Source organism: Micromonospora sp. NPDC049891 (genome assembly GCF_040660295.1).
Classification (GTDB): domain Bacteria; phylum Actinomycetota; class Actinomycetes; order Mycobacteriales; family Micromonosporaceae; genus Micromonospora.
The window spans coordinates 20,342-38,558 of record NZ_JBFAML010000040.1 but is presented as its reverse complement, the minus strand read 5'-3'; the positions used below and the strand labels follow the sequence as shown (position 1 = coordinate 38,558).

The 18,217-nt window shown below is 72.3% G+C and carries 18 protein-coding genes; 10 read left to right on the top strand and 8 right to left on the bottom strand.

Annotation, left to right across the window (positions count from 1 at the left end; genetic code table 11):
• Positions 1-249 precede the first annotated feature (249 nt).
• Positions 250-1,512 carry a lycopene cyclase family protein gene (locus AB0I71_RS30245; RefSeq protein WP_357590423.1) on the top strand — a complete coding sequence of 421 codons (1,263 nt, stop codon included), beginning with the start codon at positions 250-252 and terminating at the stop codon, positions 1,510-1,512.
• Positions 1,513-1,520: 8 nt separating this feature from the next.
• On the opposite strand, the gene AB0I71_RS30240 is transcribed toward AB0I71_RS30245, so the two are convergent.
• Positions 1,521-2,045 (bottom strand): GNAT family N-acetyltransferase, encoded by a 525-nt coding sequence (locus AB0I71_RS30240; protein ID WP_357590421.1) that lies wholly within the window; start codon positions 2,043-2,045, stop codon positions 1,521-1,523.
• 75 nt (positions 2,046-2,120) lie between these two features.
• Here AB0I71_RS30240 and rnhA point away from each other — a divergent pair, with 75 nt between their 5' ends.
• Complete coding sequence (rnhA, locus tag AB0I71_RS30235) at positions 2,121-2,600, top strand: ribonuclease HI (RefSeq protein WP_357590419.1); 480 nt, start codon at positions 2,121-2,123, stop codon at positions 2,598-2,600.
• 106 nt (positions 2,601-2,706) lie between these two features.
• Here the strand turns inward: rnhA and AB0I71_RS30230 are convergent, their stop codons facing one another.
• On the bottom strand, positions 2,707-3,573 hold the full coding sequence (locus AB0I71_RS30230; protein WP_357590417.1) for a pentapeptide repeat-containing protein: 867 nt from the start codon (positions 3,571-3,573) through the stop codon (positions 2,707-2,709).
• Positions 3,574-3,727: 154 nt separating this feature from the next.
• Here AB0I71_RS30230 and AB0I71_RS30225 point away from each other — a divergent pair, with 154 nt between their 5' ends.
• The 5 genes from AB0I71_RS30225 to AB0I71_RS30205 all read left to right on the top strand — a co-directional run bounded on the left by AB0I71_RS30225 (position 3,728) and on the right by AB0I71_RS30205 (position 10,705).
• A complete protein-coding gene (locus tag AB0I71_RS30225; RefSeq protein WP_357590415.1) occupies positions 3,728-6,517 on the top strand; it encodes a sialidase family protein in 2,790 nt (929 codons plus the stop codon).
• A 24-nt stretch (positions 6,518-6,541) separates the two neighbouring features.
• Positions 6,542-7,393, top strand: a complete 852-nt coding sequence (locus AB0I71_RS30220) for a carbohydrate ABC transporter permease (protein WP_357590413.1) — start codon at positions 6,542-6,544, stop codon at positions 7,391-7,393.
• Complete coding sequence (locus AB0I71_RS30215) at positions 7,390-8,721, top strand: sugar ABC transporter substrate-binding protein (RefSeq protein ID WP_357590411.1); 1,332 nt, start codon at positions 7,390-7,392, stop codon at positions 8,719-8,721. The genes AB0I71_RS30220 and AB0I71_RS30215 overlap by 4 nt, the downstream gene beginning before the upstream one ends.
• A complete protein-coding gene (locus AB0I71_RS30210) occupies positions 8,718-9,752 on the top strand; it encodes an ABC transporter ATP-binding protein (protein ID WP_357590409.1) in 1,035 nt (344 codons plus the stop codon). The genes AB0I71_RS30215 and AB0I71_RS30210 overlap by 4 nt, the downstream gene beginning before the upstream one ends.
• Before the next feature lie 83 nt (positions 9,753-9,835).
• Entirely contained in the window at positions 9,836-10,705 is an 870-nt protein-coding gene (locus tag AB0I71_RS30205; RefSeq protein WP_357590427.1) for a sugar ABC transporter permease, read from the top strand.
• Here AB0I71_RS30205 and AB0I71_RS30200 read toward each other — a convergent pair.
• The gene (locus tag AB0I71_RS30200; RefSeq protein ID WP_357590407.1) at positions 10,671-11,195 is read right to left on the bottom strand and encodes a DUF1772 domain-containing protein; all 525 of its coding nucleotides are present in this window, start codon (positions 11,193-11,195) and stop codon (positions 10,671-10,673) included. The two genes, AB0I71_RS30205 and AB0I71_RS30200, sit on opposite strands and share 35 nt — an antisense overlap.
• Positions 11,196-11,400: 205 nt before the next feature.
• On the opposite strand from AB0I71_RS30200, the gene AB0I71_RS30195 reads away from it, so the two are divergent.
• Positions 11,401-12,819, top strand: coding sequence for an RtcB family protein (locus AB0I71_RS30195; RefSeq protein WP_357590405.1), 1,419 nt, complete (start codon positions 11,401-11,403; stop codon positions 12,817-12,819).
• A 1-nt stretch (position 12,820) separates the two neighbouring features.
• On the opposite strand, the gene AB0I71_RS30190 is transcribed toward AB0I71_RS30195, so the two are convergent.
• The 3 genes from AB0I71_RS30190 to AB0I71_RS30180 all read right to left on the bottom strand — a co-directional run bounded on the left by AB0I71_RS30190 (position 12,821) and on the right by AB0I71_RS30180 (position 15,432).
• Positions 12,821-13,243 carry an archease gene (locus AB0I71_RS30190; protein WP_357590403.1) on the bottom strand — a complete coding sequence of 141 codons (423 nt, stop codon included), beginning with the start codon at positions 13,241-13,243 and terminating at the stop codon, positions 12,821-12,823.
• Positions 13,244-13,290: 47 nt separating this feature from the next.
• On the bottom strand, positions 13,291-13,653 hold the full coding sequence (locus tag AB0I71_RS30185) for a cupin domain-containing protein (protein ID WP_357590401.1): 363 nt from the start codon (positions 13,651-13,653) through the stop codon (positions 13,291-13,293).
• Positions 13,654-13,776: 123 nt separating this feature from the next.
• The gene (locus AB0I71_RS30180; protein WP_357590399.1) at positions 13,777-15,432 is read right to left on the bottom strand and encodes an LLM class flavin-dependent oxidoreductase; all 1,656 of its coding nucleotides are present in this window, start codon (positions 15,430-15,432) and stop codon (positions 13,777-13,779) included.
• Between the two features lie 106 nt (positions 15,433-15,538).
• Between AB0I71_RS30180 and AB0I71_RS30175 the strand changes: the two genes are divergently transcribed.
• Both AB0I71_RS30175 and AB0I71_RS30170 read left to right on the top strand, forming a co-directional pair.
• Entirely contained in the window at positions 15,539-16,075 is a 537-nt protein-coding gene (locus AB0I71_RS30175; RefSeq protein ID WP_357590397.1) for a MarR family transcriptional regulator, read from the top strand.
• A 100-nt stretch (positions 16,076-16,175) separates the two neighbouring features.
• Positions 16,176-16,778, top strand: coding sequence for an MBL fold metallo-hydrolase (locus tag AB0I71_RS30170; RefSeq protein ID WP_357590395.1), 603 nt, complete (start codon positions 16,176-16,178; stop codon positions 16,776-16,778).
• A gap of 78 nt (positions 16,779-16,856) precedes the next feature.
• Here AB0I71_RS30170 and AB0I71_RS30165 read toward each other — a convergent pair whose 3' ends face one another.
• Complete coding sequence (locus AB0I71_RS30165) at positions 16,857-17,549, bottom strand: phenylalanine--tRNA ligase beta subunit-related protein (RefSeq protein ID WP_357590393.1); 693 nt, start codon at positions 17,547-17,549, stop codon at positions 16,857-16,859.
• A gap of 18 nt (positions 17,550-17,567) precedes the next feature.
• Positions 17,568-18,179 (bottom strand): LysE family translocator, encoded by a 612-nt coding sequence (locus tag AB0I71_RS30160; RefSeq protein ID WP_357590391.1) that lies wholly within the window; start codon positions 18,177-18,179, stop codon positions 17,568-17,570.
• Positions 18,180-18,217 lie beyond the last annotated feature (38 nt).

Below are 18,217 nucleotides of genomic sequence, written 5' to 3'. Positions count from 1 at the left end.
CAGGTGTCGGCCTACCCCGACCACTACGCCCAGTGGGAACAGCAGGCCGCCGACCTCGTCGCCCAGCACTGGAACAGCTGACCCACGAACTGACCGACGAACACAACCGAAGACATTCCTCCACAGGGGGAACAAGACCGCCGGCCGGCACCCGAACCAGGGTGCCGGCCGGCGGTCTCTGCTCTGCCGGACGCCCCGGGCGCCGCCCCTGCTCATCCGGCCGGCGTAGCGGTGTGGCAGCGTGATCGGATGAGCTCCGCACCGGTTGACGTCGACCTCGCTCTGGTCGGTGGGGGCGGGGCCGCCTCGCTGGTGCTGGCCGCGTTGGCCCGGCACCGGGTACGCGACGTGCGGATCGCCGTCGTCGACCCGGTGCACCGACGTGGGCAGGACCGCACCTGGGCGTTCTGGGGCCAGCCGGGCAACGACCTGGACGAGCTGCTCAGCGCCAGCTGGTCACGGGTCGAGGTGGTCACGCCGGACGCGCATCACGCGCTGGACCTGACGCCCCTGCGGTACGCGATGCTGCGCTCCGGCCCGATCTACGAGCGGGCCGCCGAGGCGGAGCGGCACCTGGGTGCGATCCGGATCGTCGCCGCCGCCGGGCGCGTCGACGACGACGGTGACCGGGTGCTGGTGCGTGCCGTCGACGGCCGGCCGCTGCTGCGAACCCGCTGGCTGCTGGACTCCCGCCCACGGCCACCACGGCGACCCGGGCGCACCAACTGGTTGCAGCATTTCCGGGGCTGGTGGGTGGCGACCGACCGACCGGTCTTCGACCCGGCTCGGGCGGTGCTCATGGACTTCCGCACCCCGCAGCCGACCCGGGGTGTCTCCTTCGGTTACGTACTGCCCGTCGACAGCCGGTACGCGCTTGTCGAGTACACCGAGTTCTCACCCGACCTGCTGACCGGAGCGGCGTACGACGCGGCGCTTGCCGGATACCGAGACCTGCTCGGCCTCGATCCGGCCCGGCTCACCGTGACCGAGGTCGAGAACGGCGTCATCCCGATGACCGACGGCCCGTTCGTGGCTCGGCCCTCGCCCCGGGTGGTGCGGCTCGGCACGGCCGGGGGTGCCACCCGTCCGTCGACCGGCTTCACCTTCTCCGCGATGCACCGTCAGGCCGAGCAGGTGGCCCGGGCGGTCGCGGCCGGCCGCCCGCCGGTGCCCGCGCCCGCGTACCCCCACCGGCACCTGTGGATGGACGCGGTCGCGTTGCGGGCCCTCGACGCTGACCTGGTCGACGGTCCGGACTTCTTCGGTCGCCTCTTCGACCGCAACCCGGCCTCCCGGGTGCTGCGTTTCCTCGACGGCCACACCACCGTCGCCGAGGACCTGGCGGTGATGCGCTCCACCCGACTCCGACCGATGGTCACCGCCACCGTCGCCGACGCCGCGGCTCGGGTACGCGACCGGATCGCGCCGTCACGCCGCCCGGCCTGGACCGTGCCGCCGCCGGTCGTCGGCTCCGCACCGCCGGGCGTCGGGCGGTCAGGCTCGGATCGGTAGCGGCAGGATCAGGATCGGACACCGGTCGGGCCCGTACCGGCCGCGAGTGCGTGCAGTTGCTCGCCGTCGAGCCGCAGCACGTCCAACTCGTCGAGGGTGCGTGCCTGCAGTTTCCGGTAGAAGCGCAGAGCCGGGTCGTTGGTGCGCAACACCCACCACTCCAGGCGGCCGCAGCCGCGCTCCACGGCCAGCCGCGCCAGGTGTGTCAGCAACGCCTGGCCGACGCCACCGCCTCGGTGCTCCGGCCGGACGTACAGGTCGTCCAGATGGATGCCGGGCCGACCGACCACGGTGCTGTAGGTCGAGTAGTAGAGGGCGAAGCCGACCGGCTCACCGTCGACCGAAGCCACCACCGCCTCGGCGACCGGCCGTGGCCCGAACAGCGCCCGCAGCACGTCCGCCGGCTCGGCGGTGACCTCCTCGGTATAGCCTTCGGCCTCGGTCAGCTCGACGATGAAGCGGTGCAGCAACTCGGCGTCGTCCGGCTCCGCCGGGCGGATCGCCAGGCGCGGGTCAGTAACGGGTTCGCTCACTGGCCAGACCTTACTGGAACCGGCACCTGCGCGGGTGCCTGCCGGCCACCGGCCCGGCCTCGGTAGATTCGCCGCATGGTGGACGAGACGGCCGGCCGGGTGGTGCGGATCTGGACCGACGGCGCGTGCAGCGGCAACCCCGGCCCGGGTGGCTGGGGCGCGGTGTTGCGTTACGGCTCCCACGAGCGCGAGCTGCGCGGCGGGGAGGCGAACCCCACCACCAACAACCGGATGGAGCTGACCGCCGCCATCGAGGCACTGGAGAGCCTGACCCGCCCGGTCACCGTCGAGCTGCACACCGACAGCACGTACGTGCGCAACGGCATCACCAGCTGGCTGGCGTCCTGGAAACGCAACGGGTGGCTGACCGCCGCGAAGCAGCCGGTGAAGAACGCCGACCTGTGGCAGCGGCTGGAGACGGCCTGCGCCCGGCACCAGGTCACCTGGCTGTGGGTCAAGGGCCACAACGGGCACCCGGAGAACGAGCGGGCCGACGCGCTGGCCAACCAGGGCATGACCGAGGCCCGCACCGCTGCCGCGTCCGGTCGTCGCTGACCGGCCGGGCAGCGGCGCGCCCCGGGTAAAGGTGCCGGGCGTGACCGGACACGGCAGCCGTCCTGGTTCCCGGGTCGAGCAGGCCGGGGAAGCGACCGGCACCGGGTCAGCGGCGCCGGCCGCGCCGCGCAGCGCTCGCCGGGGCGAGCGGCAGGTGCGACCAGTGGGCCGGACGAATGATCGGGCCCGGCAACCGGGTCCGCAGGTCACCTCGCGCGGCATCGACCTGCGACCGGTGCAGGAACAGCGCGTCGGACAGGTCGGCGCCGCGCACGTCCGCCCCACGCAGGTCCGCGCCGGTCAGGTCGGCCCGGGCGAGGTCCACACCGCGCAGGTCGGCACCGACAAGCAAGGCGCCCCGCAGGTTCGCCCCGCGCAGGGTGGTGCGCCGCAGGTCGCGGCCGATCAGCGCGGCACCCCGCAGGTCGGTGCCGGCGCCACCGCGGGCGCGGGCCAGGTCGGCGGTACGCGACAGCAGCACGTTGACCGTCGCCCGGTGCGCGTCGACGTCGAGGGCGAGCAGCGTTTCCGGGTCCCCGCCGGCCAACCGCTCGGTCTCGCCGAGTGCGGCCGCCAACTCGGCACACAGCTCGGCCGGTGGACCCAGCCCGAGCGCCTCGGTCAGATACCACAGCAGTTCGTGCAGCTGTCGCATCACCGCGAAGACGTCGAACATCTGCCGGGCGTTGCCTGGCTCGTCGCGCCAGTCCCGCCCGCCGTAGGTGGCCTGAGCGACCCGCTGACCCGCGCCGAAGCAGTCGAACACGGTACAGCCGGGGAAGCCCCGGTCGCGTAGCTCGGCATGGATGGCGCAGCCGAAGTCGGCCCGGAGGTTCCGGCACGGCTGGCCGGCGGGCTTGTCCAGGGCGAAGTCGGCCGAGGCGGCGAAGGCGGGGGCGACGCAGCACAAACCGAAGCACCTGGCACAGTCGGCCCGCAGTTCGCCGCTTGTCGGTCGCCACCCCTCGGACATGCGATCCGTCCCTCCTCGCGGCGGTTCGATAACGTCTAACAGCTCTATTGCCTGTGGTGGATCTCTCTGACATATTCCTGCGTGGACGCTGCCAGCGACGGTCGCCAATCCGGATGCCGCGCTGCGGTGACGCCGTTCTGCCGGAGGGACCCTCGTGAAGCGTAGACGTCGCCATCTGCTCGTTGGCCTGGCGGTCGGTGCCCTGGTGGCGTCGACCGGCCTGGTCGGAATCCACTACGCCGGCACCGAGGTGCCGACACCTGTCGCGGTCGGCGGAGAGATGCCAAACGCCCTCGGCACCCACCTGGAGCGGCTGCGCCGGGCCGTGCCAGGCGACAGCGGCATGTCACCCGACGGCCCTGGCGGTGCCGCTCAGCAGGCGTTCCTGGAGCGCGCCTACCCCGCGGACGCGATCACCATCGCCCAGTTGGACAGGTCGAAGGCGGCCTTCACGGCGGCCGACAAGCGGTTCAAGGGCAGCCGGCAGTGGACGAACATCGGCCCGAGTGAGGCGCTCTACCCGTTCACCGAGTACCGCAACGCCTTCAACTACGTACCGAACGAGTACGTCGCCGGTGGTCGGGTCACCTCGATCGACATCAGCCCGGACTGCTCCAAGCTGCTCTGCCGCGCGTACGTGACGCCGGCCGGTGGTGGCGTCTGGGGCACCCTGAACATCCTCGCCGCCGAGCCGAAGTGGTTCTACCTGGGCGGCCCGCTGGGCATCAACGCCGCCGGCGCGGTGACCATCGACCGCAACGACCGCACCGGCCTGACCATCTACGTCGGCACCGGTGAGGCCAACACCTGCGGTTCCGGCTGTGTCGCCGGTGTCGGCCTGTACCGGTCGACGAACGGGGGCCTGACCTGGTCCGGCCCGCTCGGCAAGGACGTCCTCGGCGGCAAGGGCATCGGTGAGATCACCATCAAGCCCGGCGATCCCAAGACGCTCTACGTGGCCACCACCACGGCGCTGCGCGGCATGTCCAGCTCCTGCTGCACCGGGGTCACCCGGCCGGTGCCGGACGCCGAGAAGTGGGGTCTGTACAAGTCCACCAACGGCGGCAAGAGCTGGAAGTTCATCCACAACGGTTCGGCCGACGCCACGACCTGCACCGGCAGCGCGGCCGAGTACAACAACACGGCCAGCTGCTCCCCGCGCGGTGTACGCCAGGTCAAGCTCGACCCGCGCGACGCCAACATCGTCTACGCCAGCTCGTACGCCCGGGGGGTGTGGCGCTCGTCCGACGCCGGAGCGACCTGGACGCAGATCAAGCCGTCGCTCAACCCGGCGATGTTCCAGACCCGCCCGGCGATCGACGTGACCGCCCTGCCCGGTGGCAAGACCCGGATGTACGTCTACGAGGGCAACACCGGCACCCCGTACTCGCGGCTGTTCCGCAGCGACGACGTGGCCACCGGCTCACCGACGTTCACCGACCTGACCAGCTCCAACCCGGCCGACCCGGGCTTCGCCACCTACAACCAGTGCACCGGCCAGTGCTGGTACGACGTGTTCGTGCACACCCCGCAGGGCCACCCGGACATCGTCTACACCGGCGGTTCCTACCTGTACGGCGAGACCGTGGCCAACAAGCGGGCCGTGGTGCTCTCCACCGACGCCGGGGTCAGCGGCACCGACATGACCTACGACGGCACCGACGAGCTGCACCCCAACGGACTGCACCCCGACCAGCACGACCTGGTCACCAACCCGCGTAACCCGTACCAGTTCTTCGAGGCCAACGACGGTGGCGTGATGCGCTCCAGCGGCGAGTTCGTCGACCGTTCGTCCTGGTGCGACAACCCGGACCGCAACCTGACCACCCAGGCCCAGCGGGATCGCTGCCGGCAGATGCTGTCGAAGATCCCGTCGAAGCTGGAGGGGGTCAACAAGGGCATGAACACCCTCCAGTTCATCAGCCTCTCGGTCAGCCCGCACGACGTGAACCAGTTGCAGGGCGGTACCCAGGACAACGGCACCTGGGAGAACAAGGGCCAGCGTCAGCGCTGGGTCAACACGATGATCGGTGACGGCGGTGCCTCCGGCTGGGACGTGGCCCGGCCCGAGTTCCGGTTCCACACCTTCTACGACGTGTCGCCCGAGGTCAGCTTCGCCAACGGCGACATCGCCAGCTGGATCTGGACCGCGGACCCGATCTTCGGCCAGCCGGGCAACCTGTTCTACGCCCCGGTGATCACCGACCCGAAGGTCAGCGGCACCATGTTCGCCGGCACCGGGCTGTCGGTCTACCGCACCAAGACCTTCGGCCTGGGCGACCGCAGCCTGGCCGAGGCCGACCGGATCTGCAACTCCTGGACCGGCACCTACGAGGAGGACTGCGGCGACTGGGAGCCGCTGGGCACCACGAACCTGACAGGTGCCGGCTGGGGCGACCGGGCCGGCGGCGCGGTCTCCGTCGTCCAGCGGGTCGACTCGGACAGCTCGACCGCGTGGGCGGCCACCAGCACCGGCCGGGTCTTCGTCTCCCGTAACGTCGACGCCGAGCCGGCCTCGGCGGTGACCTGGACCCGGGTGGACACCGCCGCCACGCCGAACCGCTTCGTCACCAGCATCCACGTCGACCCGGCCGACCCGGCTCGGGCGTGGATCTCCTACAGCGGGTACGGCTCCAACACGCCGACCACCCCCGGTCACGCCTTCGAGGTGACGGCCACGGCCGACGGGGCGACCTGGAGCGACAGGTCCTACGACTTCGGGGACCAGCCGATCACCGACCTGGTCCGTGACGACGTCACGGGTGACCTCTACGCCTCCACGGACTTCGGGGTGCTGCTGTTGCCCAAGGGCAAGAAGTCCTGGACCAACGCGGCGCGCGGCATGCCGAACGTCGAGGTCGCCGGGCTGACCATCGTGCCCGGCGAGCGGATCCTCTACGCTGCCTCGCACGGGCTCGGCGCCTGGAAATTGAATCTGAGGTAGGCACAGATCATCGGCACAACATTGGTGAGGGGTCGCGGTCGCGGCCCCTCACCGCTGCCCGAGCGGGCCGCCCGGCTGTGGCGCACGCTCGGCGCGGCCTTCGTCCTTCTGGTCTTCGTCCCGCCACTGGTGTTGCTGGTCTCCGGCTCCCTCACCGAGCCCGGCCTGCCGCCGTCACCGACGCCGCAACTGGTGCCCGACCCGCTTTCCACCACCGGCTACGAGCGCGCCCTCGACCTCGGCGGGCTGCTGCGTGCCTCGCTCAACTCGGTGCTCGTCGCCGTCGTGGCCGTACCGCTGAGCGTGCTCGTCGCCTCCCTGGCCGGTTTCGCGCTGACCCGGATCGCGCCACGGACCACAACCGTCGTGGTGGCCGCCTCACTCGTCGCGCTCATGGTGCCGGCTACCGCGCTGCTGGTACCCCGCTTCGCGATCTTCCGACTGCTGGGGTTGACCGACACCCTCGTACCGTTGATCGCGCCGGCGCTGCTAGGCACCTCGCCGCTCTACGTCCTGGTCTACTACCTGGCGTTCCGGGCGCTGCCGGCCGACCTGTACGACGCCTGCCTGGTGGAGGACCTGTCGCCGCTGCGCACCTGGTGGCGTGTCGCGTTGCCGCTGGTGCGTCCGGTGACCGCCGGGCTCACCGCGCTCACCTTCGTGTTGACCTGGTCGAACTTCCTCGACCCGCTGATCTACGTCTACGACCGTGACCTGTTCACCCTGCCGCTGGCGTTGCGGTCGTTGTCGTTGCTGGACCCGACCAACTTCCCCGTCTTCCTGGCCGGGGCGGTGATCGCCACGGTGCCCGCGCTCGTGGTCTTCGCGCTGGCGCAGCGGCGTTTTCTGCAACACGACGACCGACCCGAGGGATGACGCTCGTGAGAACCAGACAGTTGTTCGCCCTCGCGTTGAGCGCCCTGCTCGCCGTCACCGGCTGCGGCTCCGGCGGTGGGTCGTCGGCCGGCGACCCGGTCAAGCTGCTGGTGTTCGGTGCCCCGGAGGAACTCGGCGCCTACCGCACCCTGATCGACGCGTACCAGCGGGCCCGGCCCGGCGAGCGGGTCCAGTTGATCGAGGCCAGCGACCGCAAGGACCTGCTGGCCCGGCTCGCCACCTCGGTCGCCGGGGGCGCGCCACCGGACCTGTTCCTGATGAACTACCGCTTCTACGGTCAGTTCGCCGCCAAGGGTGTGGTGGAGCCGCTCGACGAGCGGATAGCCGCCTCGTCGGTGCTCGACCCGGCCGACTACTACCCGGTCGCAATGGAGGCGTTCCGCTGGGACGGTGCCCAGTTGTGCCTGCCGCAGAACGTCTCAAGCCTCGCCGTGTACTACAACCGTTCCCTGTTCACCAGGTACGGGGTGGCCGAGCCGCAGGCCGGCTGGACCTGGAACGACCTGGTCGCCACCGCCACCCTGATGACCCGCGACGACCGCGGGCTGGTGATCAAGGGCACCGAGGCCGAGGGCGCGGCCCGGCTGCCCGCCGTGCACGGGCTCGGCGTGGAGCCGTCGATCATCCGGCTGGCCCCGCTGGTCTGGTCCAACGGCGGCGAGATCGTCGACGACCCGGACCGGCCGACCCGGCTGACGCTGGACAGCCCGGCCGCCCGGGAGGTGCTCCGGAACCTGGTCGACCTGCGGCAGGCGTACGGGGTGGTGCCCAGTGACGCCGAGGTGGAGGCGGAGGACGACGAGTCACGCTTCCTCAACGGTCGACTCGCCATGCTGATGACCTCACGTCGGGCCACCACCAACTTCCGCACCATCACCGGGTTCGAGTGGGACGTCGCGCCGCTGCCGGTCTACCGGCAGCCGGTCGGGGTGCTGCACTCCGACGCGTACTGCATGACCCGGGGGTCGCGGAACAAGGACGCCGCGTGGCGGTTCATGGAGTACGCGATGGACGAGGAGGGACAGCGGATCATCGCCGCGACCGGGCGTACGGTGCCGTCGCACGTCGAGGTGTCCCGCTCGCCCGCGTTCCTGGATCCGGATCAGCCGCCCCGCAACTCGCAGGCCTTCCTCGACGCCATTCCGACCGTCCGGGCGCTGCCGACCGTCTCCACCTGGCCGGAGATCGAGGACCTGAGCTACGGCATCCTGGAGAACGCCATGCACCGCGGCGACAAGCTCGACGACGTGATCCGCGAGCTGGACACCAAGAGCCGGCCGATGTTCGCCCGAGGGGAGAACGGGTGAGCGACGGACTCGTGCTCGACGGAGTCAGCGCCGCCTACCGGGACACCGCCGTCCTGCACGAGGTGGATCTCAGCGTCGCCCGGGGTGAGCTGCTGGTGGTGCTCGGCCCCTCCGGTGCCGGCAAGTCGACGGTGCTGCGGGTGGTCGCCGGGCTGGAACCGGTCACCGCCGGTCGGGTCCGCATCGCCGACCGGGATGTCACCGACGAACGACCCGGTCGGCGCAACGTGTCGATGGTCTTCCAGTCGTACGCGCTGTTCCCGCACCTGACAGTGGTCGAGAACATCGCCTTCGGGCTGGAGGTGCGCGACACCCCGCGCCGGCTCGCGCGCGAGCGGGCCCGGGCGGCGGCCGAGACGGTGGGCTGCGCCGGGCTGCTCGACCGCCGGCCCGGGCAACTTTCCGGCGGGGAACGTCAACGGGTCGCCCTGGCCCGGGCGCTGGTCCGCGAACCTGACGTGTTCCTGCTCGACGAGCCGCTGTCCAACCTGGACCTGGCGCTGCGTGCCGAGATGCGGGCGGAGCTGCGGGCCCTGCACGACCGGATCGGGGCGACGATGGTGCACGTCACCCACGACCAGACCGAGGCGCTGGTGCTCGCCGACCGGATCGCGGTGCTGCGCGACGGACGGGTCGAGCAGGTGGGCACCCCGGACGAGATCTGGCGTACTCCGGCGAGCACCTTCGTGGCCCGGTTCGTCGGCTCCCCGGCGATGAACCTGCTGCCGGCGGACGGGCCGCTGCGACCACGCGGCGACGCGCCGACGCTGGGGGAGGAGCCGCTGGAGATCGGATTCCGGCCCGAGGCGGTGGCACTCGACGCGGCCGAGGGCACCCCGGCCACCGTCGACCGGGTCGAGGTGATCGGCGAGGACGCCTTCGCGTACCTCAGTCTCGCCGCCGGGCACCAGGTGGTCGCCAGGGTGCCGGCCGCCCGGCGGCCAGCGCGCGGTGCGACGGTACGCCTCGACGTGCGCTGGGCCGACGCCCACCTGTTCCACGCCGCCACCGGCCGCCGGTACCGGCCGTGAGCGCCGGCGGTGCGGTGCCGGGCCAGCGAGCGGCCCGGGCGGCGCGCAGCCCGGACCGCCGGTCGCGGCGGCAGCTGGCGTTGATGCTGACGCCGTACCTGGTCGGGCTGGTCGGGTTGGTGCTGGTGCCGGCCCTGGTCACGCTGGGCCTGTCGGTGACCGACTACGACCTGCTGCGCCCGCCGACCTGGGCCGGGCTGGACAACTTCACCGCCCTGCTGAACGATCCGATCTTCCGGGTGGCGCTGCTGAATTCGGTGGTCTTCGCACTGGTGGCGGTGCCGCTGCGGGTGCTGCTGGCGCTGGGCCTGGCGCTGCTGCTGCACCGGCGGGCTCCCGGCGTCGGCACCGCCCGCACCGCCGCGCTGCTGCCCACCGCCGTACCGGAGATCGCGTACGGGCTGCTCTGGCTGTGGTTGTTCAACCCGCTGTACGGGCCGATCAACCAACTGCTGCGGGTCGGCGGGGAGCACGGGCTCACCGCGCTGGGGCGTACCCCGCCGCAGTGGTTGACCGACCCGACGAGCGCCCGCGCCGGGATCATCCTGATGAGCCTGTTCACCATGGGGGAGACCTTCGTGGTGCTGCTGGCCGCGCGGCGGGCGCTGCCCCGCGACGTGTACGAGATGGCCGCCGTCGAGGACGCCACCGGCTGGGACGTCTTCCGCCGGATCACCCTGCCGCTGATGGCCCCGGTGCTCGCCCTGCTGGCGGTCCGCGACGCCGTGGCCAGCCTGCACTTCACCTTCGTGCCGGCGTTCGTGGTGACCGACGGTGGCCCCCCGCCGTACGCCACCACCTACCTGTCGCTCTTCGTCTACCAGACCGGCTTCGAGTACCTGCGGTACGGCTACGCGGCGGCGGCCACACTTGTGATGATGCTGCTGACCGTCGCCGCGGTGCTCGTGCAGTGGCGGCTCATCCGCCGCTACCGTCGCTTCTACCAGGTGTGACGGCGGTACGGGCCCACCGCAGGAGGGCCGTGAAGGCGAGCGCGGCGGTCACCGCGCCACCGGCGAGCCGCACCCGGTGTCCGGCGACGAACTCCTCGGCCACCTGGCGCAGGTACTGCGGCGAGTGGGTGCCGACCGGGTCGACGAACATGATCTCGTTGCGGGGCCAGAAGAAGACGACCGAGAACAGGAACTCGCACGCGACGAAGACCCCGGTCGCGGCGACGACCCACCACCGCAGCCGGCGCTCTTGCCAGGTGAGCACGGTGGTGGCGACGCCGAGCAGCACCACCGAGGCGCCCAGCGGCGGGAAGTAGTCGCTCGGTCCGCTGACCGTCAGGAAGTCGCGGGCGCGCTCCAGCGAGGCCGGCGCGTCGTGGAAGATGTTCGGGTAGAGCATCACGGTCTCGGCCGCCACGCCCCCGAACGACATCATCGCCGCCCAGGTCAGCGCGACCAGGCCGATCCAGACCATCCTGCTGCGAGACACCGGTCCTCCTACCGGTTCGGCGCCCGGCCGGGCGCGGTCGGTCCGTTGCGCCACGAACGCTAGGTCGGCGACGGTGGGTCAGCTGCCGTCTGACGACGCGAATGAGGGTCGCCTTTCGACGTACGGCGGCGACGGTCCGGCACGTCCGTGGGCGATGGTCGGCGGCGGCAGGTGTAGCCGGGGCGTCGGCGGGTAGCTGCCGCGGATGGAGGTGGTCGAGGAGTCGCCGTACCGGTTCCGGATCGAACGGCATGATCCGATGCGGGTGCCGGGAGTGGTCTTCGCGTCCCGGTCGCTGCTGCCCGACCCGACGGCCGACCGGTCGCTGGAGCAGGTCGCCAACGTGGCCACCCTGCCCGGCATCGTCGACGCCTCGTACGCCATGCCGGACCTGCACTGTGGTTACGGCTTCCCGATCGGCGGGGTCGCCGCCACCGACGTCGAGGCCGACGGTGTGGTCTCGCCCGGCGGAGTCGGATTCGACATCTCCTGCGGCGTCCGGCTGCTCGCGGCCGACCTGGGCCGCGACGAGCTCCGTCCGCGCCTGGACGCGGTGATGGACGGGCTGAGCGCGGCCACCCCGAGGGGCATGGGCAGCGGGGCGGTGTGGCACCTCACCGGCCGCGACGAACTCGACGCGGTGCTGCGCGGCGGTTCCCGGTACGCGGTGCGGCGCGGTTTCGGCGGGCAGCGGGACCTGGACCGGTGCGAGGACCACGGCGCGGTGGACGACGCCGATCCGGGCCAGGTCAGCGACCGGGCGATCGAGCGCGGCGCGCGGCAGGTCGGCAGCCTCGGCTCCGGCAACCACTTCCTGGAGGTGCAGGCGGTCGAGCAGGTGTACGACGAGCCGGTCGCCGAGGCGTTCGGGCTGCGCACCGGTCAGGTCTGCGTGATGATCCACTGCGGGTCGCGGGGCCTGGGCCACCAGATCTGCACCGATCACGTGCGGGTCATGGAGCGGGTGATGGGCAGGCACGGCATCCAGGTACCGGACCGGCAACTCGCCTGCGCGCCGGTCGCCTCCGCGGAGGGACGCGCCTACCTGGGCGCGATGGCCGCGGCGGCCAACTACGCGCGGGCCAACCGGCAGTTGCTCGCCCACGCGGCGGGGCAGATCTTCGAGCGGCTGACCGGGCGACGGCTCGACCTGGTGTACGACGTCTCGCACAACCTCGCCAAGATCGAGGAGCATGTCGTGGCGGGGGCCGCGCGGCGACTGTGCGTACATCGCAAGGGCGCCACCCGCGCCCTGCCGCCCGGGCACCCCGAACTTCCCGACGACCTGCGCGCCGCCGGCCAGCCGGTGCTCATCCCCGGCTCGATGGGCACCGGCTCGTACGTGCTGACCGGGGTGGCCGGCTCACCCGCCTGGGCCTCCACCTGCCATGGGGCGGGTCGGGTACGCAGCCGCAAGCAGGCCGTCTCCGCCGGGCACGGCACCGACCCGCGCGCCGAACTGGAGGAACGCGACATCGCGGTACGCGGGGCGTCCCGGCGCGGCCTGGCCGAGGAGATGCCGTCGGCGTACAAGGACATCGCGGCGGTCGTCGAGTCCGCCGAGGGCGCCGGCCTGTGCCGGAAGGTGGCCCGGTTGGTGCCGCTCGGCGTGGTCAAGGGCTGATTCAGACGTCGAGCGTCACCGCACAGGACCAGCCCTCGCCGTCCCGACCGAAGCGCAGCTCGTGCAGCGAGACCGCCTTGGGCACCGCGCCGGTGAGCTCCAGCTCGGCGGTGGCGCTGGTCCGCCAGCGGATCGACAACCCGCCACCGGCGTCGTCGGTCACCTCGCTGGCCAGCGGCAGCTCGTCGGTCGTCTCCATCCGGAAGATCACCTCGTCGAGGACGGTCACCAGCAGGTCCACGTCGGCGGCGGGCGGCGCGTGGAACGTCCGCTCGGCGCTCGGCCGAGCCACGCCCGGGTCGGTGAACGACTCGACAAGCGCGGCGACCGCCTCGGCCACGCAACCGGCCCGGTCCGGCGCCCACGCCTCGATCCGGACGTCCGCGGTGTGCGGTACGCACCGGTGTCCCCGAGCCGCCTCCATTCACCCGATGATGCCCGCCGCGACCCCGCCGCGCCGGCCGTACGCGGTCAGACGTCCTGCGGCAACCAGTAGACGGAGACGGCGAGGAGCGGGTCGGGCCCGTCGTTGCGGATCTGGTGCGGCACCTGGCTGTCGAACGCGACCACGTCCCCCGCGCGGAGACGAGCGCTCCGGTCGGCCCATGTCAGCGTGCCGGTACCGGCCACCACGACCCAGATCTCCCGGGACCGGTGGACGTCGAGGTCGTTGGCGGTCCCGGGGGCGACCGACCAGCGGGCGACCTCGAACGGCGCGGGCGCGGTTGACGGGAACGGGAGCAGGGCACGCTCGACCGGGCCGCCCTCGGCGAAGGCGTACCAGGGTTCGAACCGGACGGGGCCGCTGGTGACGGCTCGGCTGGTGCTCGACATGCCGTCGAGACTGCCGGGCGGCCGGCAGCACCGTCTGGCGGCAATCGGTCGTCGCGTTCCGGGCCACTCGACGTCGGTGGGGAAGGCCCGCCTGGTCCGACGCGGGGACGCCGGGCAACCGGCCTAGTGCGCGCCGAGGCGGGCGATCGGTTCGACCAGCTCGCGTTCCTCGTAGGACAGGTGGGACAGCAGCGTGTCGCTGAGCAGGTCCACTGCGGCCCGCAGGTCGGCCATTCCGTCCTGGGTGGCCACGAAGGCGACGAGCGCGCGGTCGACGCCCTCCAGCACGTCGTGGATGGCGTGGTGTTCCTCCTCGAGCCGGTCGATCACCGGCTTGAGTCGTGGATCGGACCGCCGTAGGTGCGGGAAGAGCGACCGGTCCTCGATCGTGTGGTGGGTGGTCACCACCCGGCAGTACGACTCGCAGTAGGTGCCCAGGGTCCACTTGTTCTGCCGCATGGTCATCGTGTTGATGTGCGAACGGGCCGTACCCACGTCGATCAGACCGGCCGCGACCTGCTCGATCAGGTCGTGGATCTGGGCCAGTTCGGCGCGCAGGCCGTCGTGCACGTCGATCAGGTGCTGCGCACCGGCCTGTTCGTGGGCGGTGTAGGTGCGCTGCGGGTCCGGGGCCGGTCCGGCCGGTCGGGCCGCCTCGTCCCACACCCGCACGTCGCTGCGGCGGACGCCGTCGTCGGGTGTGGGAACCACGGCGAACGGAGCCGCGCCGACAGTGGTCGGACGTGCGGTCGGGCCGGCCGACGTGGTGCCGCTGCGGGTGCCGCCGGTGGTGACGGCCCGGTCGGTCGCGGTGCGGTCCTGGTCGGCCGAGGCGCCGGTCGGGTCGGTCGCGGTGCGGCCCTGCCCGGCCGGGACACCTGTCGGCGGGGCGGCGCGCTCCGCGGCGACAAGTTCCCGGGTGGCCGGTGCCACTTCGGCGGCGAACCGCCGTAGGTCGTCCGGGTCGTCGCTGGCCAGGATGAACGTGCTGATCCCCTCGGTCAGGGCCAGGTCGGCGAGTTCCTCGGCCCACTGCTCGGCCGGACCGTTCAGTGGGCCGCGCCCGGTGGCCGCGAACCGTCCGTTGACGTTGAGCAGCCGCCGCACGTCGGCAGGGGACCGGCCGGCACCGGCGGCCGCCTCGTCGATGATGTCGTTGCCCCGGGCCAGATCGCCGGGTTGCAGGTAGGCCAGGGAGGGCAACCAGCCGTCGGCTTGGCGTCCGGTCAACGCCAGCATGCGCGGCTTGTAGGCGCCGAGCCAGATGCCCACCTCGTGGGCGGGGGCCGGCCCACGCTTGGCGCCGACCGCCCGGTGGAACTCACCCTCCACCCGGACGCCGCCCCGGGCGTCGACGTCCCAGATCTGGCGGATGATCTCAATTGCCTCCGCCAGGGCGCGCACCCCCTGCCCGGGGGAGAGGCGTCGGCCACCCATCGCCTCGATGGCGTCCCAGAACGCGCCGGCCCCGAGGCCGAGTTCCATCCGGCCGCCGCTGAGCAGGTCGAGGCTGGCCACGCTCCGGGCGAGTACGGCGGGCGGGCGCAGCGGAAGGTTTGTCACGTTTGCGGACAGCCGTACCCGTTCGGTGCGAGCGGCGACGAAGCTGAGCAGTGTCCAGGTGTCCAGGAACCCCGGCTGGTACGGATGGTCCTGGAACGTCACCAGGTCGAGCCCGACCTGCTCGGAGAGCATGGCCAGGCCGACCGGCCGCGTCGGGTCAGCGTTGCCGGGCGTGAGAAACGACCCGAAGGTCAGTGGGTGCCCGTAGTCGCTCATCTCGGCCGTCCTTCCGGTTCTGCGGCGCGTACCGCCGCACGGAAATGTTATGCCCAGCAGAACATCATTGCCCAAGAAAATATGTGACCTACGCTATCGTGGGCCGATGAGCGGTGCCCGGGCCAGCGACCCGATCAACGACGACCTCGGTTGGATGCTCGGCGTCGTCTTCCGCGCCTACATCCGCGCGGCCGACCACGCCGTGGGCGACCTGCCCGGCGGTCCCCGTGGATACCAGGTGCTCACCTCGGCCGACCGGGAACCCGCCCGCAACCAGGGCGCGATCGCCGAGGAACTGGGCATCGACCGCACCGTGCTGACGTACCTGATCGACGACCTGGAGCGGGACGGCCTGGTGGTCCGCCGCCCCGACCCGGCGGACCGGCGCAGCCGCCTGGTCACCCTCACCGAGACCGGGCGGGAGGCCGCGCGGCACCGCCGGGAGGCCCTCGGTGCGGTCGAGGCCCGGCTGCTGCGGGACCTGTCGCCGGAGCAGGCCGGCACCCTGCGGGCGCTGCTGCAACGGGTGGCCTGCGCGGCGCAGGCGGTCGACCCGCTCACCGATCTGTGCCAGGTGGTCGAGGCGGCGGCGGAGCGGCCGCCGGCCGGACGCGCCGGGCGGCGGCGCCCGACCCGGACCTGACCGGCACGTCGCCCGGCGCGGTGGCAGGGCGGGCACCGCCGACAGCACGCCGGGCGGGCGCGGGCACCCGGCGGCGTGTTCCTCGGCGTACCGTCCCGGAATGCGGATCACGAAGTACACGCACTCCTGCGTCCGGCTCGAACACGACGGTGTCGTCCTCGTCATCGACCCGGGCACCTGGAGCGAGCCGCGGGCGCTCGTCGGCGCGGACGCCGTACTGGTGAGCCATGAGCACACCGACCACATCGACGTGCTCCGGCTGGCCGGCCTGGGCGTACCGGTCTTCGCGCCGGAGGGCGCCGCACTGCCGGACCTGGCACCGCTGCCGGTGACCAGGGTGCGTCCGGGGGAGCGGTTCACCGCCGCGGGCATCGAGGTCACCGCGGTCGGCGGGCGGCACGCCACCATCCACGGCGGGCAGCCCGACTGCCCGAACCTCGGCTATGTCGTTGCCGACTCGGTCTACCACCCGGGCGACTCGCTGGCCCCGCCGGACCGGCCGGTGCGGACCCTGCTGGTGCCGGCCCAGGCGTCCTGGCTGAAACTGACCGAGGCGATCGACTTCGCCGTCGGGGTCGGTGCGCCCGAGGTCCTCCCGATCCACGACGCGCAGCTCAACGAACGCGGCCTGGCCAGCGTCAACGGCTGGTTCGGCGAAACCGTTCCGGGCTACCGCTACCTCGCCCCGGGCGAGACTCGCTGACCCGGACCCGCCCGGGTCCGGGACGGCCGCCCCGTGCCGGCCGTCCCGGACCGAGGTCCACACCGGCATGACCGGCGGCTACGCCTCGAACCGAGGCTCGTCCGGGGTGAGCAGCCTGGTGCGTGCCGACGCTCCCCAGCCGTGCCGCAACCCGGCGGCGAGCGCGTCGAGCACCGCCGGCACGTCGCGGCCCGCCTCGTGGTGCATCGCCTCGACCACCACCAGGACGGTGCGGGTGTCGTCGCGTACCGCCGACCACCCGCTCTGCCGATTGGTCCAACGGCGCGCGTGGGCCCGACCGAGTGGATCCGCGAAGATCACCTCACCGGGTTCGGGGTGCTCCTCGACTCCGCCGAAGGTCAGATAGCGCTCGTCGCCCCGGGCCTGTCGCACCTCGATGCCGCCGCCACAGCTGTCGACGTCGAGAATCCCCACCGGCACGGCGTACCCGGCCGAGACGGCGTTGCCGAGGTCCACCAGCGGGTGCACCCTCGGCAGCTCACCGGAGGTGCGCAGCCGCCGCAGCAACGACTCCGCCGCGCACCGGTACCTGGTGGGAGCCAGGCCCATCCGCGCGAACGCCCGGCGCCACGCCTGGATCTCCGGGAACGCCGCCTCGGTGCTCCCGTCGAGTCTCCGGCGGGCCGTCCCGAGCAACTCCGCCAGCGGCAGCTCGGCGCGCGGCGTTCCGGCGACGCCCTCGGCGTACAGCACACCGGCGACGAGCGTGGGGTGTTGCGCCCACACCTGTGGTGAGTGCCTGAAGAACATGCCCGGCTCCTCGTCCGCTCACGCCTCGGCGCGGGCCAGCAGCAGCCCGAGCCCCAGAAACGACCCGGCGAAGCACCGGCGCAGCCAGTCGGCCACCCGAGGACGGTCGAGCACCCGCCGGCGAACCGCGGCGGCGCAGAGCCCGTAGCCGACGAAGACCACAAGGGTCGTGGCCGTGAAGACCGCACCCAGGCCGAGCATCCGACCCAGCGCACCCGGGCTGCCGGGATGGACGAACTGCGGCAGGAACGCCACGAAGAAGATCGTCAACTTCGGGTTGAGCAGGTTCATCGCCACCGCCGAGCCGATGATCCGGCCGGCCGGCCGGGCGGGTCCGCTGTCGTCGACGGTGAACGCACCCCGCTCGCGCAGCGTCGCCACCGCCAGCCAGAGCAGATAGCCCACCCCCAGATACTTGATCAGGTCGAAGGCCAGCGCGCTGGAGTGCCGCAGCGCGGCGAGCCCGGTGACCGCCGCCACCAGGTGCGGCAGCGTGGCCACCGTGCCACTCACGGCGGCGAGCAGGGCGGCCCGGTGCCCACCGGTCAGCCCGGCGGAGAGGGTGAACAGCACCCCGGCGCCCGGGGTGGCCACCACCACGAGCGTGGTCAGCACAAATGCGACGGTCACGAGAACTGCTCCCTGGTCGGTGACGGTTAACCATCACC

Excerpts from the sequence above, each read along its gene's own strand:
- AB0I71_RS30245 (WP_357590423.1), top strand. The coding sequence starts at position 250 with ATGAGCTCCGCACCGGTTGACGTCGACCTCGCTCTGGTCGGTGGGGGC.
- rnhA (WP_357590419.1), top strand. The coding sequence starts at position 2,121 with ATGGTGGACGAGACGGCCGGCCGGGTGGTGCGGATCTGGACCGACGGC.
- AB0I71_RS30230 (WP_357590417.1), bottom strand. The coding sequence starts at position 3,573 with ATGTCCGAGGGGTGGCGACCGACAAGCGGCGAACTGCGGGCCGACTGT.
- AB0I71_RS30215 (WP_357590411.1), top strand. The coding sequence starts at position 7,390 with ATGACGCTCGTGAGAACCAGACAGTTGTTCGCCCTCGCGTTGAGCGCC.
- AB0I71_RS30205 (WP_357590427.1), top strand. The coding sequence starts at position 9,836 with ATGCTGACGCCGTACCTGGTCGGGCTGGTCGGGTTGGTGCTGGTGCCG.
- AB0I71_RS30195 (WP_357590405.1), top strand. The coding sequence starts at position 11,401 with ATGGAGGTGGTCGAGGAGTCGCCGTACCGGTTCCGGATCGAACGGCAT.
- AB0I71_RS30190 (WP_357590403.1), bottom strand. The coding sequence starts at position 13,243 with ATGGAGGCGGCTCGGGGACACCGGTGCGTACCGCACACCGCGGACGTC.
- AB0I71_RS30185 (WP_357590401.1), bottom strand. The coding sequence starts at position 13,653 with ATGTCGAGCACCAGCCGAGCCGTCACCAGCGGCCCCGTCCGGTTCGAA.
- AB0I71_RS30180 (WP_357590399.1), bottom strand. The coding sequence starts at position 15,432 with ATGAGCGACTACGGGCACCCACTGACCTTCGGGTCGTTTCTCACGCCC.
- AB0I71_RS30175 (WP_357590397.1), top strand. The coding sequence starts at position 15,539 with ATGAGCGGTGCCCGGGCCAGCGACCCGATCAACGACGACCTCGGTTGG.
- AB0I71_RS30170 (WP_357590395.1), top strand. The coding sequence starts at position 16,176 with ATGCGGATCACGAAGTACACGCACTCCTGCGTCCGGCTCGAACACGAC.
- AB0I71_RS30165 (WP_357590393.1), bottom strand. The coding sequence starts at position 17,549 with ATGTTCTTCAGGCACTCACCACAGGTGTGGGCGCAACACCCCACGCTC.